This window comes from Arthrobacter sp. StoSoilB19, assembly GCF_019977275.1.
Lineage (GTDB): Bacteria > Actinomycetota > Actinomycetes > Actinomycetales > Micrococcaceae > Arthrobacter.
In genome coordinates this window covers 2977346-2995231 of the sequence record NZ_AP024650.1, presented here as the reverse complement: position 1 = coordinate 2995231, position 17886 = coordinate 2977346, and the positions used below count along the sequence as shown (strand labels likewise).

Annotated in this window: 15 protein-coding genes; 9 read left to right on the top strand and 6 right to left on the bottom strand. The window is 65.3% G+C overall.

Features of this window, described 5'->3' with window-relative positions:
* Positions 1–9: 9 nt before the first annotated feature.
* From LDO86_RS13725 to LDO86_RS13710, 4 genes are all read right to left on the bottom strand, one after another.
* Positions 10–945: a carbohydrate kinase gene (locus LDO86_RS13725; RefSeq protein ID WP_018769212.1), complete on the bottom strand. Its 936-nt coding sequence runs from the start codon at positions 943–945 to the stop codon at positions 10–12.
* Positions 946–1046: 101 nt separating this feature from the next.
* Entirely contained in the window at positions 1047–1841 is a 795-nt protein-coding gene (locus LDO86_RS13720; protein ID WP_018769213.1) for an ATP-binding cassette domain-containing protein, read from the bottom strand.
* Entirely contained in the window at positions 1838–2884 is a 1047-nt protein-coding gene (locus LDO86_RS13715) for an ABC transporter permease (protein WP_018769214.1), read from the bottom strand. Before LDO86_RS13715 ends, LDO86_RS13720 begins: the two co-directional genes overlap by 4 nt.
* Before the next feature lie 24 nt (positions 2885–2908).
* Entirely contained in the window at positions 2909–4027 is a 1119-nt protein-coding gene (locus LDO86_RS13710) for a substrate-binding domain-containing protein (protein WP_018769215.1), read from the bottom strand.
* A 164-nt stretch (positions 4028–4191) separates the two neighbouring features.
* Here LDO86_RS13710 and LDO86_RS13705 point away from each other — a divergent pair, with 164 nt between their 5' ends.
* Both LDO86_RS13705 and LDO86_RS13700 read left to right on the top strand, forming a co-directional pair.
* The gene (locus tag LDO86_RS13705; RefSeq protein ID WP_018769216.1) at positions 4192–5190 is read left to right on the top strand and encodes a LacI family DNA-binding transcriptional regulator; all 999 of its coding nucleotides are present in this window, start codon (positions 4192–4194) and stop codon (positions 5188–5190) included.
* 24 nt (positions 5191–5214) lie between these two features.
* Entirely contained in the window at positions 5215–5508 is a 294-nt protein-coding gene (locus tag LDO86_RS13700; RefSeq protein ID WP_018769217.1) for an antibiotic biosynthesis monooxygenase, read from the top strand.
* 68 nt (positions 5509–5576) lie between these two features.
* Here LDO86_RS13700 and LDO86_RS13695 read toward each other — a convergent pair whose 3' ends face one another.
* Positions 5577–8063 carry a GH32 C-terminal domain-containing protein gene (locus LDO86_RS13695; RefSeq protein ID WP_263422041.1) on the bottom strand — a complete coding sequence of 829 codons (2487 nt, stop codon included), beginning with the start codon at positions 8061–8063 and terminating at the stop codon, positions 5577–5579.
* A 502-nt stretch (positions 8064–8565) separates the two neighbouring features.
* On the opposite strand from LDO86_RS13695, the gene LDO86_RS13690 reads away from it, so the two are divergent.
* The gene (locus LDO86_RS13690) at positions 8566–10425 is read left to right on the top strand and encodes an ABC transporter ATP-binding protein (protein WP_056394172.1); all 1860 of its coding nucleotides are present in this window, start codon (positions 8566–8568) and stop codon (positions 10423–10425) included.
* Here LDO86_RS13690 and LDO86_RS13685 read toward each other — a convergent pair.
* Positions 10422–11027, bottom strand: a complete 606-nt coding sequence (locus LDO86_RS13685) for a hypothetical protein (RefSeq protein WP_224084028.1) — start codon at positions 11025–11027, stop codon at positions 10422–10424. The genes LDO86_RS13690 and LDO86_RS13685 overlap by 4 nt on opposite strands.
* Before the next feature lie 56 nt (positions 11028–11083).
* Between LDO86_RS13685 and LDO86_RS13680 the strand changes: the two genes are divergently transcribed.
* The 6 genes from LDO86_RS13680 (at position 11084) to guaA (ending at position 17804) form a co-directional block, all read left to right on the top strand.
* Positions 11084–12220: a GuaB3 family IMP dehydrogenase-related protein gene (locus tag LDO86_RS13680; protein ID WP_018769221.1), complete on the top strand. Its 1137-nt coding sequence runs from the start codon at positions 11084–11086 to the stop codon at positions 12218–12220.
* 103 nt (positions 12221–12323) lie between these two features.
* Positions 12324–14063, top strand: coding sequence for a glycerol-3-phosphate dehydrogenase/oxidase (locus LDO86_RS13675; protein WP_056394166.1), 1740 nt, complete (start codon positions 12324–12326; stop codon positions 14061–14063).
* Between the two features lie 40 nt (positions 14064–14103).
* Positions 14104–14592 carry a PTS sugar transporter subunit IIA gene (locus LDO86_RS13670; protein WP_056394163.1) on the top strand — a complete coding sequence of 163 codons (489 nt, stop codon included), beginning with the start codon at positions 14104–14106 and terminating at the stop codon, positions 14590–14592.
* A 98-nt stretch (positions 14593–14690) separates the two neighbouring features.
* The gene (locus tag LDO86_RS13665) at positions 14691–15581 is read left to right on the top strand and encodes an SURF1 family protein (RefSeq protein ID WP_018769224.1); all 891 of its coding nucleotides are present in this window, start codon (positions 14691–14693) and stop codon (positions 15579–15581) included.
* Positions 15578–16087, top strand: a complete 510-nt coding sequence (locus LDO86_RS13660) for a DUF3817 domain-containing protein (RefSeq protein ID WP_224084027.1) — start codon at positions 15578–15580, stop codon at positions 16085–16087. The genes LDO86_RS13665 and LDO86_RS13660 overlap by 4 nt, the downstream gene beginning before the upstream one ends.
* A gap of 127 nt (positions 16088–16214) precedes the next feature.
* Positions 16215–17804 carry a glutamine-hydrolyzing GMP synthase gene (gene guaA / locus LDO86_RS13655; RefSeq protein ID WP_056394155.1) on the top strand — a complete coding sequence of 530 codons (1590 nt, stop codon included), beginning with the start codon at positions 16215–16217 and terminating at the stop codon, positions 17802–17804.
* Positions 17805–17886 lie beyond the last annotated feature (82 nt).

The window sequence follows — 17886 nt, the reverse complement described above, 5'->3', positions numbered from 1 at the left end:
TTTAAGCCCCTATACCGCCGGCTGCAGTTCCGACGTCAGCTCCTCAAGGGTGGGCGGATTGGCGCCCGGGCGGCTGACCGTAATCGCGGCAGCCTTGGATGCCATCCTGCCCAGGGTTTCCAGGACGGACGGCGCCAAGCCATCGGTGCTCCGGCAGAGCAGGCCGTAGATCAGGGCCGCCATATAGGAATCACCGGCTCCGATGGTGTCTGCCACTACCGTTTGGACGGACGGAATGTGCACCCGTGTGGCGGGTGTTGCCAGCAGCGAGCCGGCTGAACCCATGGTGACCACAGCCAGGCCCGCACCAAGTTCCAGGATCCGCGCCGCGGCGTCCTCGAACGTCACCCCCGGGTAGAGCCACCGGGCATCCTCGTCGCTAAGCTTCAGCACGTCCGCTAAGGGGGCCAGGTCTTCGAAAACAGCGAGGGCTTCCGCGTGGCTGCCCAAGAGTGCGGGGCGGATATTGGGATCGTAGGAAACCAGGCATTCACGGTGCGCCCGTTCCAGGAGGCTCTTGACGGAACCGGCTCCGGGCGCCAGGAAGCTGGCGATCGAGCCGGTGTGGAGCACCTTGGGAAAGGTGGCGGGGTGCACCGGCGGCAGCTCCCAGGAAACGTCGAATTCGTAGCTGGCGGACCCGTCAGCGCTTAGCGTGGCGGTGGCGGAAGCCGTGCGGCCCGGTGATTTCGACCCTGGCAGCAGCGCAACTCCGGCGCTGCCCAGGTGGCGCTCGATCAGGGCGCCGCGTTCGTCGTCGCCTATTGAGGTCAGGAGGCTGGTTCGCACGCCCAACCTTGCCAGCCCGTAGGCGACGTTGGCCGGGGAACCGCCGGGGTGCTCCGCCGTGCCTTCGGAGGTGCGGACGACGTCGACGAGTGCTTCGCCAACCACGATGACATCGGGAGTGGAGGCGCTGGTGCCGGAGCCACTGGTGTAGGGCATGGGAGCAAACTTTCGTGAAGACGGGCGCGGATCTGCCGCCCGGGGCAGGCGAGCAGGTCCGCGAACAGGAAGGGGGGTGAAGGAAAGCGGTCGTACGCGGATCAGGCCGTGGCGGCGCCGGTCATGATGGCCACCGCGTCGGTCATGCTGTGCGACTTCGGGGTGATCGTGGCGGCGCATTTGCCGAGACGCTGGATGTGGATCCTGTCGGCAACGTCAAACACGTGCGGCATGTTGTGGCTGATCAGGATGACTGGAAGGCCGCGGTCCCGCAGATCCCGGACCAGCTGTAGGACCTGGTTCGACTCCCGCACGCCCAGTGCCGCGGTGGGCTCGTCGAGCACCACCACCTTGGAACCGAACGCTGCTGCCCTTGCCACAGCCACGGCCTGGCGCTGTCCGCCGGAGAGGTTCTCCACTGGGACGGTGACATCCTGAAGGGTTGAAATTCCGAGGCGGGTGAGCTCCTCCTTCGCCTTACGGCGCATCCCCTTGGTGTCCAGGACCCTGAAGATGGACCCGAGCGGTCCGGCCACCCGTTCCTCCCGGCCCAGGAACAGGTTCGACGCCACGTCCAGGGCCGGCGAGACCGCCAGGTTCTGGTAGACCGTTTCGATTCCATGCGCGCGGGCATCCTGCGGACGCTTGAAGTGCACCGGCTGGCCGGAAACCAGGAGCTCGCCCGAGTCCGGAACCTCGGCCCCGGTGAGGCACTTGATGAGGGTGGACTTGCCGGCGCCGTTGTCGCCGATGATGGCCAGCACTTCGCCCGGATACAGCTCAAGGCTGACACCGTCAAGGCCAACCACCTTGCCGAAGGTCTTGACGAGGTTCCGCGCCTGGAGGATCGGCTGCCGGGTTTCGGTCTTGGGGGATTCAATCCCGGTGGAGGTCATGACTTCACCTTTCGGATCCACTGGTCGATCGACACAGCGATGATGATGAGGACGCCGACGGCGAGGGTTTGGAACAGCACGTCCAGCCCGGCCAGGGAAAGCCCGTTGCGGAAAACGCCCACGATCAGCGCACCGAGGAGGGATCCCCAGACGGAGCCGCGGCCGCCGAAGAGGCTGGTCCCGCCAATCACGACGGCGGTAATGGAGTCCAGGTTCAGGTCCACCCCGGCGTTGGGGCTTGCTGCGTTGGTACGCCCGATCTGGATCCACGCTCCGATCGCCAGCACCGCGCCGGCCGCGAGGTAGACGCTCATCAGGACGCGGTTGACGGGGATACCGGCCAGGCGGGCGGCTTCCTTGTCATCGCCGACTGCGTACACGTGCCGCCCCCACGCCGTCTTGCCCAGGATGAAGGCGACCGCCACATAGAGCAGGAGCATCATGACCACGCCGGTGGAGATGCGAACGGGCCCAACGGGGAACGTGCTGCCCATCCAGGTCAGGAGCCCCGGCATGCTCGAGCCACGGACCGTGGAGCCGCCCGAGTAGAGCAGGGTCAGGGCGATGAAGATGTTCAGGGTTCCCAGCGTCACGATGAACGGAGGGAGCCGGAACCTGGTCACCAGGAAGCCGTTGACAGCCCCGGCGGCAAGTCCGACGACGAGCCCCGCCACCAGTGCGATGGGTCCCGGCATGCCGTTGTTCACAGCCAACTGCGCCACCACCATGGAGGCCAGGATCATCACGGCGCCCACGGAAAGGTCGATTCCGGCGGTGAGGATGATGAGGGTCTGGGCGATGGCCAGGGTTCCGACGACGGACACCTGCTGGGTGATCAGGGACAGGTTCTCGAACCGCAGGAAGCGGTCATTGAGCAGGCCGAACACCACCACCGCCACAATCAGGACGATGGCCGGGCTCAGTGCCGGGTAGCGGTGCAGCACATTGCGGATGCGGCTAAGGGGAGTTTGGCGGTCGAGGAATTCCTCGGCCAGGTCGGTGGGCCCGGTAACCGGCGGGCCTGCGGTTTGTTGCTGGGTCATCGTTGCTCCTGTCACAGTTCCGGCTTACTTGCCCCAGCAGATCTGGGTGGCGTCCGTGGTCGTGATGCTCTTGACGCCGTCAGCCGCCTTGTCGGTGACCAGTTCGACGCCGGTGTTGAAGAAGTCCAGGCCGGCAGAGTTTTCGGGCTTCTTGCCGGTCTTGGCGAGGTCGACGATTGCCTTGACGCCCAGTTCGGCCATCTTGACCGGGTACTGCTGCGCGGTGGCACCGATGATGCCGGACTTGACGTTGTTCACGCCCGCGCAACCGCCATCAACGGAGACCACCAGCACGTCCTTTTCCTTACCTGCAGACTTCAGGGCTTCAAACGCGCCCGCGGCGGCCGGTTCGTTGATGGTGTAGACGACGTTGATGTTCGGATTCTTGGAGAGCAGCGTTTCCATGGCGGTTCGGCCACCGTCCTCGGCGCCCTGCGAAGCCTGGTTGCCCACGATCTCGTACTCGCCGCCCTTGCCGCCGGTGTACTTTCCGGTCTTGGCTTCGTCGCCGTTCTTCTTCTTGTCGGCGGTGTCAACGCCCAGGCCGGTCAGGAAGCCCTGGTCGCGGTTGTAGTCAACCGAGACAACCTTGTCGTCGAAGAGGTCGATCAGCGCGATGGTGGCCTTCTTGCCGCCCAGCTGCGCTGCGGTCCACTTGCCGATCAGCTCGCCGGCGGCGAAGTTGTCGGTTGCGAAGGTGATGTCGGCGGCATCGGCCGGGTCCGGCGGGGTGTCCAGTGCGATGACGAACAGCCCGGCGTCCTTCGCCTTCTTCAGGGCGTCGACGACGGACGGGCCGTTGGGCGTGATGAGGATGCCTTTGTCGCCCTTGGAGATGGCGTTTTCGATTGCCTGGATCTGGGTGTCTTCGTCGCCGTCGGCCTTTCCTGCCGCGAGCTTGAGGTCGACGCCGTCTGTAGCAGCCGCCTTCTTCGCACCCTCCTGCATGGAGACGAAGAACGGGTTCGACGTGGTCTTCACGATCAGTGAGACACCGATTTTCTCCGAGGAAGTACCGTCGGTGGAGCCTGTTGCGGAAGAGTTGCCCCCGCAGGCCGAGAGGCTGAGGGCGCCCAGGGTCAGGACTGCGCCGATGGCGAGGGAACGAGTAACAGTGTGCCGCGGGGTTTTGGAACTCAACATTGAATCTCCTGGTCTCAGGGCACCTAGCGTGCCTGACAACGATGTCATCGCTCATGTAATCAATGTCACAGGGTAGAGTCAAGTGTGAATCAATGATGAAGAGCGAGGTATTGACAACGATGTCTAATCGTTACCAGTCCGAGGTCAGCACGAACCGACCCACCATGCGCCATGTGGCCGCCTTGGCCGGCGTTGGGATCAAGACTGTTTCCCGGGTGATGAATGACGAGCCCGGCGTTTCGGAGGCCACGCGCCAGCGTGTCCTGGGAGCTTCCCAGCAGTTGCACTACCAATTGGACATGGCGGCGGGGAGCCTGCGTCGCGCCGGCCGAAAGACCTTGTCCATCGGGTTGCTGCTGCCCAGCGTTGCCAACCCTTTCAGCAGCGAAATCCACCGCGCACTGGAAGACGCCCTCGCCGAGCGCGGAATCGCCGTGTTCGCTGCAAGCCTCGACGACGACCCCGAGCGGGAGAAGGCCCTGGTGGGAGCGTTCCTCGGGCGCAGGGTGGATGGCATGGTCCTGACACCCATTGCCAGGAGCCAGGCCTACGTCATCCCCGAGCACTCCCGGGACCTGCCCCTCGTCTTCATCGACCGCGAGCCGGTGGGGATCGAGGCCGACGCTGTGGTAACCGACAACGCTGCCGGCTCTGCGCGGGCTGCAGCCCATCTCCTCAAGCACGGCCATACCAAACTTGCCTACCTGGGTGACCGCCCTGATATCCAGACTGCCCGCGATCGCCGCAGGGGCTTCATGGAGGAACTCGGCCGGGCGGGCGTTGCCACCGGTTCTGTTCCGGTTCGCGATGGCCTGCACGACGAAGAATCAGCGCGGCTCGCTGCCCACGAACTCCTTGCGTCCGACAACCCGCCTACTGCCATCTTCTCCAGCCAGAACCTCGTGACGTTCGGCGTCATGAGGGCACTGCGTGAACGGGGAGCCAGCCACCGGGTGGCGTTGGTGGGCTTCGACGACTTCACACTCGCCGACATGATGGACCCGGGCATCACCGTCATCGCACAGCATCCTGACCGGATCGGGAAGCTCGCCGCTGAGCGGTTGCTCGCCCGCATGGACGGCGACGACAGCGCTCCCCAGGCTTATGTTGTCCCCTCGGAACTGATCGTGCGCGGCTCGGGCGAGCTGCCGCCGTCGAACTGACCCACCACAGAAAGAAGGAAATCCATGACCAAAACACTGTATGCAGAATTCACCGTCAAGCCCGGAAGCGAAGGACGCGTCGCGGAGATGATGCGGGAACTGACGGAGCGCGTGCGCCGCGAGCCGGGCAACGAACATTTCCTTCCGTATACCCGGGAGTCCAACCCGCGTGAGTACTTCGTATTCGAGGTGTACCGGGACGACGACGCTTTCCAGGAGCACATCACCGCCGAATACGGAGCCACATTCAATGCCGAGCTGGCGCGGCACATCGAAGAGGACGGGTCGGTCCTGACCTGGCTGCAGCCGGTGGAATAGTTTCGCCGGGGGCTTCAGCATGCCCAGCCACCGGATGCCGCCGGCTGGGCATGCTGAAGCCTGCTTTCTCAGCCCCGGGCCTTCCCTCCGGCGTTGACCGCCTTGAGGGACGCCAGGAACATGGCCTGTTTCATCGGTGTGACGGTGAGCGACTTCAACTGCGCAACGCCGCCCTCGGCGAACAGCGCTACCTCCTTGGCTCCGTCCGCAGGGAAGACCTGATCGGTGATTGTCCGCAGTCCGCCTTGGGCGAAGACTTCCACCGAGGACCTGTCCACGTAGATCCGGAGGGTCACATTTCCCTGGGCATCCACGCTGACCGGTGCCGAATCGACCGAGGCAAACAGCGGATGGAAGCCGACATTGCCCGAATTCGCGCGATCGACATAGACCTCTTTTGTGGCGGCGTCGTAACCGACGGCTGTGGACGATGATCCGTTTCCGAATACGGTGATCCCGGACTTGGCCGCAGTGCCGGGAGCGAAGGTCACATCGATCCGCTGCACATCCCCCGACGCCGCGGAAGGCAGGGCATGCGTTCCGGGAGTGATGGTCCCGCCTGCGGTATTCCGGTAACTGGGCGCAGAGGCCAGCCCGTCCACCTGCTTCACTGCCTGCTGCGTCAGCCGCGGGCCGTCCGGCGTTTGCGTCAGGCCGATCTCGCGGGGCAGCGACATCGCGCTGCGCCATGGGAAAGTGGGAATGCTGTTGGCGTAGTCCCAGTTGTTCATCCAGCCGAGCATGACCCGCTTATCTTCGGGCATGTTGCCGAAGGAAACCGAGGCATAGTAGTCGCGGCCATAGTCCAGCCAGTCATAACTGTTGAGGCGCGGCCGGGCCGGCTGCGGGGAAGCGGTGAACTCGTCGGCCAGGATGTGTCCCCAGCCGAACCGGTTGTTGTCCACGACCCTGATCTGCGCTTGGCGGCCGCGGAATTCCGCCACGTTCCAGGACGCCCAGTCCAGCACCTCACTGTTCGCACCGGTAGCTGTGCGCACCACTTTGCCATCCACCACCAGGTTCACGGTGGTTTCGTCCGAGCGCGGCACCGCAGCCTGGTCGGTCAGCATGACATGGTCAGCGGTGAGGTGCCCCCAGCCGCCGGTCGCCTGGTCAACGATTCGAAGCCGGGCCTGCTTGCCCGCGAATTCGGAGACATCCCAGCCCTTCCAGTTGAGCGCGCCGGCGTCGTCCCCGGCCAGGGTGCGCACCACGTTCCCGTCCACCAGCAACTGGGCCTCCAGTACTTGCCCGGAGTCCGGGGAACGGTGCCCGCCGCCCACCAGCATGCTCACAAAGTTCCGGGAGAGCGTGAACTCGGGGGAGGTCAGGCTGCCTTGCCGGTCGTCACCCGGGGCCGCGCCTGTTTCGAAGGTGTTGATGCGTTTAGCGCCGATGTAGTAGTCGCCTCCCGTCATGGCGGGCTGATACGACGGCGCGAGGTCGCCCGTGCCGGTCCAGCCGGCTTCGGCGAGGGTAGTGCCGTCCGGGACCTCGAAGCCATTGAACAGCAGGTCTCCCGGCGGCGGCGTATTGTCCAGCTTGTCGGAGGCCCGCGGATGCTGGCCTCCACCCACCAGGAAGTTGATGTAGTCGCTGTCTACGGTAAAGCCAGGCGAGGACATGGACCCCAGGGGCCAGTCGCCGTCGTTGAAGGAATTTATCAAGCCCGCGCCTACGAACCCGCCAACGAGGTTTTGGCCCGGCAGGGTTCCGGCTGCCGGAGCGTCAGTGAAGGGTCCGTTCTTCCAGTTGCCGGGTTCATTGCTCACGGCCCACCCGTTGTATGTGCCATCGTTGAATCCCGCCACGGGGGTTCCGGAGGGTAGCGCATCGCTGGGTTTCGTGGTCTCCGAGGTAAACGTGACGCCATCGAAGCTGCCCACGAAGTACTGACCCGCCGAGCCGCCAGCCACCCCGCCGGGATTGATATTGACCACCATGACCCATTTGACGTTGTTCGGGTCTCCGTCAACGGCCAGCGGGAAGAGGTCGGGGCATTCCCACAGTCCGCCCGTGGCATTGGCGGGCCCGAATTCGCTCAGGGCCGTCCAGTCCTTGAGGTTGGTTGACTTGTAAAGCAGTACTTTGTGGTCCAGGGCCTCAACGGCCGCCATCACCCAGTAGCCGCCTTCGGCAGTGCTGTACCAAAACACCTTTGGGTCCCGGAAGTTGGCGGAGTTCCGGTTCAGGACCGGGTCCGCACTGTATTTGGTCCAGGTTTGTCCGTCATCAAGGCTGTAGGCCAGCGACTGGGCCTGGAGCCCGCGGTGCGGCGAGGCATCTTTGTAGGCACTGGTGTAAATCGCAATCAGCGGCGGGTTCTCCGTAGTCCCCAGACCGGATGTATTGTTCTTGTCCACCACAACGCTGCCCGAGAACACGTCCTCCTGGGTATCCGTGGAAATGGCGAGCGGCTGCTCCTGCCAATGAACGAGGTCAGTGGAGGTGGCATGTCCCCAGGACATGTTGCCCCAGGTGTTTCCGGACGGGTTGTGCTGGAAGAAAAGATGGTAGATCCCCTTGTGGTAGACCATTCCGTTGGGATCGTTCATCCAGTTCTTGGCCGGCGAGAAATGGTACGCCGGCCTGTAGGTTTCCTGGCCCAAAGTGCTGCCCGTGGTGGGCCCGGGGGGAGGATTCCCGTCCGACTTCCCTGCAATCGCAGGTCCAGCGCCGGCCAACGCTCCGGTCAATATCAAACCCGTCAGCGTCAGGGCCGAAAGGAGCCGCGTGCTTCCCTTTTGTTTTCTGTGCATTTTGAGGTCGCCCTTCATCGCGCGTTCAGTTAGACAACGATGTCAATACGTGACGGAGCGTAGGTTAAGTCCACGAGACAAGTCAACGAACTCCGGCGGCCGGGCATCGGCAAGGACCTGGCTGCTTTCGAGCCCGTCTGACCGGCACGGCGCTAGACACCGTTGTCATGACAGCGGGCAAGAGGTGGGAACGGACCTGCAGAACCAGCCCCAGCCGGCCTGCGGCAACGGTTGTTGGCTGCGCCGAACGCCCTTCCGGGCTACCGCAAACTTTCGGTGCGCGCCCTAGGCTTGAGGTATGCCCCCATCACGCCATCCGGCGGAACTGAGCCCGAAGAGCGAACCCCACCGGCGGCTTGCCATACGGCCTTACGCCCGCGCCGTGGCCCAGGTCTTGCGGGTCAGTTTCCGTGCATCCCCGGGCGCGGTGATCATGAAGGTGCTCGGCTCGCTGATCTCGGCCGTTCTTCCCCTGGTCACCACCTACTTTGCGTCCCTCACCACCACCGCGCTGGCCGCAGCCTACGCGGGCGACGCCGGAGCCGGACGCGTTGCGATCGTCTACGTCATTGTCACCGCGGCGCTGGGACTCTTCTGGGGCGCCTTCAACAGCGTTGACCGGTACATCCAGCAGTTGATGAGCTTCAAGGTGGGCGCCATTGTGGGCGACCAGATGTACCAGCGCTTCCTCGCCCTCGAATTCTGGCGCTATGACGACAAAGAAACCGTGGACCTCTACGACCGCGCCAAACGGTTCTCCGACTCCTATGCAAGGGTCCTGGACCGCATTGCCGCTATCTTTACGCAGCTCATCTCGGTCATCCTGGCCATCGGCGCCCTGCTGTTGGTCAGCTGGTGGATCGCCGTGATCGTCCTGGTGGCGATCGTGCCCAGCGTGTACCTGCAGTTCAAGCTGTCCAGGGAACAGATTGCGCACTGGAACACGCAGGTGGACTCACGCCGCCAACGCCGGATGATTGAAACCAACCTCCTCCGGCCGCAGCACATTGCCGAGATGCGGCTGTATGGCATTGTCGGTTTCCTCATGGACCTACGCTCCCGGCTTCGGGACGCAGACGAGCGGCGGCGCCTTGACTACCAGCGGCGCTACATCCCCAAGCAGCTGGCCGCCGATGCACTCCAGTACGGTGCGGAGGTGGTGTCGCTGATCTGGGTGGTGGGTCAGATCATTGCCCGTGCCCAGCCCGTGGGCCAGTTCCTCTATGTGCAGCAGATCGTCAGCCGCGCCCTGTCCACCGCAAACAACCTGGTGTCCTCCTTGAGCTCCATTGATGAAGACCTCGCCAACCTGAAGGACTACGAGTTGTTCATGGCAATGCCGGTTCACTCGGAGCACGCGCCGCCGTTGCTGGCAGCGCCGAAGGAAGTCGAGCTGAAGGACATCCGCTTCACGTACACCGGCAGTGACATCGAAGTGATCAGGGGCATCAGCCTGACCATCCGCCAAGGCCAGCACATTGCCATCGTGGGGGAGAACGGTGCCGGCAAGTCCACGCTGATCCGCATCCTGGCCGGCCTTTACCGTCCGGACTCCGGCCAGGTGCTGCTCGACGGCGTGGACCTCGCCGCCGTCGACGTCACGTCCTGGCACCGCCACCTGGCGGTGCTGAGCCAGGAGTTCCTGAAATACGAGTTTGCCACCGCGGCGGAGAACATCTACTTCGGCGACGTTGACTCGCCGCGGGACGATGACCGCATCCGCAAGGCGGCCGCGGATGCCGAGGCGCTCGACTTCATCAATAAGCTGCCCAACGGCCTGGACAACCACGTCAGCAACTGGATGGAGGACCCGCGCGGCCGGAAGGGCAGCGGCCTTTCCGGCGGCCAGTGGCAGCGCCTCGCCATGGCCAGGAACTTCTACCGGGACGCGTCCTTCATGGTGATGGACGAGCCCACCTCCGCCATTGATGCCCTGGCCGAACACCGCATCTTCACCCGGCTCTTCGCGGACCGCAGCAGCACCATCATCGCCATCAGCCACCGGCTTGCCACCATCGAGAAAGCCGACATCGTGTACATGCTGGAGGACGGCGAAATCGTGGAGCAGGGCACGCACAAGGAACTGGTGGCCCTGCGCGGCAGGTACTTCAGGATGTTCGAATCCCAGCTGACGGTAGAGGAACCTACAGCAAACTAGGCCTCCACTATGGTGGTGCGCACCCTCGCGACACTGGGCCTGGGCGGGACGCTGCTGAAACCGAAGGTCACGGCGGGCCGGATGGGGGCCAGCGCTCCGGCGTCGGCGCCTTCCCATGAAACGACGGCGGAGGTCACGTGGTGCAGGTCCGTCACCCCGTAAAACTCTGCCCTGCCGCTGCCCGCCGTGCCGTAGGTGCGGGCACCGCGGGCTGCCAGGGCGGCCAGCGGACTGACTGCGGAGAGCCAGCGTGGATGGACTGCAAGTCGCCTGGGAACTGCCTTCAGCGCGGAACCGAGGTAGGTCCTCGCCCCGGTGACTGCCTGGATTGCCAGCGGCCCGGCGTCGACCGCCAACCCGCCGACGGACAGTCCGGCAGCAACGTCCACCATGCGCACCTCATCAAAGCTGTAGGTCGACGCTATGAAGCCGGCAATGTCGGCGGACGGCGCAAGCAGCAGGCGGTGACCTGAGGGCTCCTGCACCATGACGTCCGAGAAGGTCCCGAAAGGGGACTCCTGCCACATGCCAACCACCGCGCGCAGTCCGGATGTGGTGCCAATGCCGGCGATGTGCCCGTCGAAGATCCAGCGTCTGCCCATCAAGCCACTGTAGCCACCGGCCGGGACCAACGGGGCTGCTGGGATAACCTAGAGCAGTGACTTATGAGATCGAGATCGGCCGTGGCAAGCGTGGGCGTCGTGCCTACTCCCTGGATGACATTGCAATCGTCCCCAACCGTCGCACCCGCGACCCCAAGGACGTTTCCGTCTCCTGGCAGATCGACGCCTACCAGTTCGACATGCCGGTGATCGCGGCCCCGATGGACTCCGCCATGTCACCGGCAACGGCCATCGCACTGGGCAAGCTGGGCGGACTGGGCGTCCTTGACCTTGAGGGACTCTGGACCCGGTACGAGGATCCGCAGTCTGTTCTGGATGAAATCGCTGCGCTCCAGGACGAAACCAACAGCCCAGCCGTCACTGGCAGGATGCAGGAGCTGTACCGGGCGCCTATCCAGCCGGAACTCATCACGTCCCGCCTGGCCGAGATCCGCGAGGCCGGCGTCACCGTGGCCGGATCGCTCACCCCGCAGCGCACCCAGGAGCACTACAAGACGGTCGTGGCCGCAGGCGTCGACATCTTCGTCATCCGGGGCACTACCGTCTCCGCCGAGCATGTCTCCAAGAACCACGAACCGCTGAACCTGAAGCAGTTCATCTACGAACTCGACGTCCCCGTCATCGTGGGCGGGGCGGCCGGCTACACCCCGGCGCTGCACCTCATGCGGACCGGCGCGGCTGGTGTGCTGGTGGGCTTCGGGGGCGGCGCAACCACCACCACGCGGCGCGCCCTGGGCATCCACTCGCCCATGGCGTCAGCCATTTCCGACGTCGCGGCCGCCCGCCGGGACTACATGGACGAGTCCGGCGGCCGCTACGTGCACGTCATTGCCGACGGCGGCATGGGCACCTCGGGTGACATCGTCAAGGCCATCGCCATGGGCGCCGACGCCGTCATGCTGGGCAGCGCGCTGGCGCGCGCCGAAGAGGCACCCGGCAAGGGCTGGCACTGGGGCCAGGAGGCGCACCACCTGGAACTGCCGCGCGGTGACCGCGCCAACGTCGGCACCGTGGGTCCGCTGGAGGAAGTCCTGTTCGGGCCCGGCCACCACACCAACGGCACGTCCAACCTCATTGGTGCGCTGCGCCGCTCCATGGCGACCACCGGTTATTCGGACCTCAAGGAATTCCAGCGGGTCGACGTCGTCGTATCGCCCTACGCAGGGAACTGACGCGTTGGACGGGGCAGGGTGGGCGCCGCCCACCCTGCCCAAAGCACGCCGCCAGCAAGTAGTGTGGGTTTACAACCGGCACTAGAGGCACTGGAGGCGTTCAATGAAGAGTGTTCCTGCAAACGGCGGAGCCCTTGGCCCCGAAGCCAGGGAAGCATCCATCCAGCGGTTGCGCGCCACGTCCGAACCCGGCCGGGAACTGGACATCCTGATCGTCGGCGGCGGCATCGTCGGAGCGGGAGCCGCTTTGGACGCCGTGACCCGGGGGCTGAGCGTTGGCATCGTCGAGGCAAGCGACTGGGCTGCCGGCACGTCGTCACGGTCTTCGAAACTCATCCACGGCGGCCTGCGGTACCTGGAGATGCTCGACTTCGCCCTGGTCAAGGAGGCCCTGCAGGAACGCGGGCTGCTGCTCTCCGAAATCGCCCCGCACCTTGCCCGCCCGGTGCCCTTCCTGTATCCGCTCACCAAGCCCTTTGTCGAGCGGCCGTACGTGGGCGCCGGCATCGCGCTCTATGACCTCATGTCTATCTCCAGCGGACACAGCCGCGGCGTGCCGTTCCACAAGCACCTGAGCAAGCGCGGCACCCTGCGCGCCGCCCCCAGCCTGAAGAATGATGCCTTCGTGGGATCCATCCGGTACTACGACGGACAGGTGGACGACGCCAAATACGTGGCAAACCTGGTGCGTACCGCTGCGTACTACGGCGCCCACGCCGTGAACCAGATGGCGGTGGTGGACTTCCTGCGCGAGGGCGAGCGGGTGGTCGGAGCCAAGGTGGAGAACCATGAGGACGGGACGCAATTCAGCATCCGGGCCAAGCAGGTCATCAACGCCACCGGAGTCTGGACGGACGAAACCCAGGCCATGGTTACCGACCGGGGCCAGTTGAAGGTCCGTGCCTCCAAGGGCATCCACCTGGTGGTTCCCCGCGACCGCTTCCAATCCACCGTGGGCCTGATCCTGCGCACGGAAAAGTCGGTGCTCTTTGTCATCCCGTGGGGACGGCACTGGATCATCGGCACCACGGACACCGACTGGCACCTGGACAAGGCCCACCCCGCGGCCTCAAGCAAGGACATCGACTACGTCCTGGAGCACGTCAACCAGGTGCTCAAGCGCCCGCTGACCAGGGAGGACGTTGAAGGGGTCTATGCCGGACTCCGGCCGCTGCTTGCCGGTGAAAACGATTCAACCGCCAAGCTGTCCCGCGAGCACGTTGTGGCACACCCTGTCCCCGGCCTGGTGGTGGTGGCCGGCGGCAAGTGGACCACCTACCGGGTCATGGCCAAGGATGCGGTGGACGAGGCCACCCGCACCATGGACGAACGGGTCCCGCCGAGCTGCACGGAAACCATCCCGCTGCTGGGCGCCAGCGGCTTCCGTGCGGCCTGGAACCGCCGGAACCGCACCGCGGAGGAATCCGGGGTCCATGTGGCACGGATCGAGCACCTGCTCAACCGGTACGGCTCCATGACGCCCGAGGTGCTGGCCATCATCGAGCAGAACAAGGAACTTGCCGAGCCCATCCCGGGAGCGGATGACTACCTGCAGGCGGAGGCGGTCTATGCCGCAACCCATGAAGGGGCCCGCCACGTGCAGGACGTCCTGACCCGGCGGACGCGCATTTCCATCGAGGCCTGGGACCGCGGCGTGTCCGCTGCCCCTGTTGTCGCTAAACTGATGGGTGACGTCCTTGGCTGGAGTGACGCGCAGCGTGAAAACGAGGTCCGCCACTACATTGCCCGCGTGGAAGCCGAACGCCTCAGCCAGCAACAGCCGGACGACGAATCCGCAGACGCCGCCCGCCTGGGCGCGGAAAACATCGTGCCCTTGCGCTGAGGGGCCGTTCGCCCTGCACTGCTGACAGAAGGGATACGCCTTGGCGGAACCACTGGACCCGTATGACGCCCACCTCACCACTGCCGACATGGTGATCCTGGAAATGGAAGCGAAGGACAAGACCGACGCCACCACCCAGTTGGCGGAACGGCTGCACGCAGCCGGGCGGATCTCGGATCTTGACGGGTTCCTGAAGAACGTCAATGCCCGCGAGCACCAGCTTGCCACGGGGCTCCCGGGCGGCATCGGGCTGCCGCATGCGCGCAGCGAGTTCGTCTCCCAGACCTCGATCGCGGTGGGGATCGCCAAGTACGGCCATGCCCTGGACTTCGGCGCCGCCGACGGTCCGGCCACGGTGATCCTGCTGATTGCCACCCCCGCCAGTTCCTTTTCCGACCACCTGGAAGTGCTGGCCACCCTGGCACGGTCGCTTTCCAAGGAATCCTTCCGCGAATCGCTGCGGCGCGCCTACGACGCCGAAGTGATCGCCGAACTCATCAACTCCAGCCTGGTGTTCTTCGACCACTAGGAACGCCCGGACCAGCATCCGGCCAGGGCCGGCTCCTCCCTGGGGCGGCCGGCGCCGGCGTTTAGTTGTTCTACAGAAGTACGAAGTACGGTTAAGACGTGTGGAAAACAGCCCTTAAACCCCGATGGATCGCAGGCTTTATCTTCGCGATCGCGCTCTCCGGGGTCTTCGTGCTGTTGAGCCAATGGCAGTTCGGCCGCTCCACCCAACCCGAAGTGCCGGTCAATCCGGCCACCGAACAGGTCCAGCCGCTGACAAGCACGCTCCAGCCTGGCGAGTTCTTCCACGGCAGCGTCGCGGACCAGATGGTCACCGCACAGGGAACGTACAGCGCTGACAAGCAGGTCCTGGTTCCGGGCCGGCTTCACGACGGCAAAAGCGGCTACTGGGTGGTGTCGGCCTTCGCCGTCAACGGCGCGCCCACACTGACGGGAGCCGCCGCAACACCGCAGACCTGGATCCCGGTGGCCCGCGGGTGGGTGGCTGACCCGCGGGACGCGGCAGCACCGCCGTCGGGCCCGGTTGAACTGACCGGACGGCTGCTGCCGTCCGAGGCGCCGGTGGCCGGAAAGGCGCCAAAGCCGGGGGAGGCGTCGGCGGTTTCCGTGGCCGAGCTCATCAACTACTGGGACGTGAGCAGCTACCCGGGCTTCGTCTCGGCCACCGCAGAGGTGGTGGGCGGCCAGGACGTGAGTGCCGCGGCCGTACCCGGCAACCTCTTGCCGCTGGACATCGGCCCCCAGCCGCCGGCACAGCACATCAACTGGCTCAACCTCTTCTACTCCATCGAGTGGGTCGTCTTCGCCGGCTTTGCCCTCTTCATCTGGTGGCGGCTGGTCAAGGACGACTACCACCGGGACCTCGAGGAGGCCCTCGATGACGCCGAAGGTTCCGAGCAGGACGAACCGCACGAACCGCACCAGCTTCCCCCGCACCAGCCTGACCAGCACCAGCAGCCTGACCAGTCCCAGCAGAAGGTACAGCCATGATTGATCCGAAACCGGCCACCCCGTCCCCGCAGGCTCCCGGCGGCAAGACGTCCGGCAGGAAGCGCCGCTTCGGCGGCACCGAGGCCCAGATCCGGTCGGCCCTGAAGTTCTATAAGGTCATGGCCTACCTCACCGGCACCATGCTGCTCCTGCTGTGCGCTGAACTCGTGGCCCGGTACGGCTTCGGGCAGTACCTGTTCGCCGGCGGCACCAACGCCGTGACCGGCCAGCCGTTCGGTTTCGGGTTCGCGGACGCCGAGCCGCCGGGAGTACTGAACGGCGTGAACGTCTCCGTTACGGTCCTGATCGTGCACGGCTGGATGTACGTCGTCTACCTGATCTCCAACTTCCGCTTGTGGTCCCTGATGCGCTGGCCCTTCCTGAAGCTGGTCCTGCTGGCCCTTGGCGGCGTGGTGCCGTTCCTGTCCTTCATCGTCGAGAAGACGTTCCACGCCGAGGCGGAGGCCGAACTCGCTGCCAACCCGCAGGCCCCGCAGCGGTACTAGCCCTCCGGGCTGCCGGCCGCTGAGGTGCCTGGCCCCTCGCGGCGGCCGCCCGCCGTCGTACGTCTGCTCCGTCACAGCACGGCGTCTCAAGGTGCGCCGGTGCAACGGCGCCAAGTAGGCTATTACGGTGACTACTCCCACTGCATCCCAAACTTCCCAGAAGCCGGTGCTGGTTGTTGATTACGGTGCCCAGTACGCGCAGCTGATTGCCCGCCGCGTCCGGGAAGCGAATGTGTATTCGGAAGTGGTTCCGCATACCTACACCACCGAGCAGCTCCTGGCCAAGAATCCCGCCGCCATCATCCTGTCCGGCGGACCTTCCAGCGTCTATGCCGACGGCGCCCCGAGCGTGGGTGCCGACCTCTTCGAAGCCGGCGTCCCCGTCTTTGGCATCTGCTACGGCTTCCAGGCCATGGCCAACGCCCTGGGCGGCAAGGTGGACAAGACCGGCCTGCGGGAGTACGGATCCACCGAAACCACCATCCTCGGTGACAGCCGCTCGGTGCTTGAGGGCATGCCCCAGCACCAGAAGACCTGGATGAGCCACGGCGACTCCGTCCACCAGGCGCCGGAAGGCTTCGAAGTCCTGGCGACGACGGCGGGCGCGGAGGTAGCTGCCTTCGCCAACGAGGAAAAGGGTCTCTTCGGCGTGCAGTGGCACCCGGAGGTCAAGCACTCCGCCTACGGCCAGCAGGTGCTGGAGAACTTCCTGTTCAACTGCGCCAAGCTCGAGCCCAACTGGACCACCGGCAACATCCTGGAAGAGCAGGTGGAACGCATCCGCCAGCAGGTGGGGGATGCACGGGTCATCTGCGGCCTCTCCGGCGGCGTGGACTCCGCAGTGGCGGCAGCCCTGGTCCAGCGTGCCGTAGGCGACCAGCTCACCTGCGTGTTCGTGGACCACGGACTCCTGCGTGAAGGCGAAGCGGAGCAGGTGGAGCGCGACTTCGTGGCCGCCACCGGCGTGAAGCTGTACGTCGCCAACGAACAGGAACGCTTCCTCTCGGCCCTGGCAGGCGTCAGCGATCCGGAAACCAAGCGCAAGATCATCGGCCGCGAGTTCATCCGCGCCTTTGAGGAAGCCGAACTGGCCATCATCGCCGAGGCCGCTGCCCACGGCGAGAAGATCAAGTTCCTGGTCCAGGGCACCCTATACCCGGACGTCGTCGAATCCGGCGGCGGCGAAGGTGCCGCGAACATCAAGAGCCACCACAACGTGGGCGGCCTCCCCGAGGACCTGCAGTTCGAGCTCGTTGAGCCGCTGCGCGCCCTGTTCAAGGACGAGGTCCGCGCAGTGGGTGCCCAGCTGGGGCTGCCGCAGGAAATCGTTGGCCGCCAACCGTTCCCCGGCCCCGGCCTGGGCATCCGGATTGTCGGCGAAGTGACCAAGGAGCGGCTGGACCTGCTGCGCAAGGCAGACGCCATTGCACGCGCCGAACTCACGGCAGCAGGCCTGGACAACGAGGTCTGGCAGATGCCCGTCGTCCTGCTGGCGGACGTCCGCAGCGTGGGCGTCATGGGCGACGGCCGTACCTACGGCCACCCCATCGTGCTTCGCCCCGTCTCCTCCGAGGACGCCATGACAGCCGACTGGTCGCGGCTGCCCTACGATCTCCTGGCCCGGATCTCCGGCCGGATCACCAACGAGGTGGACGGCGTCAACCGGGTGGTCCTGGACGTCACCAGCAAGCCGCCGGGAACCATCGAATGGGAATAGCATCCTAAGTGGCCGGCCTCCGCCAGCGGGGGCCGGCCGCTGCTTTTCCCGGATGAATCCCGGCAATTTCCCGTGCTCCAGT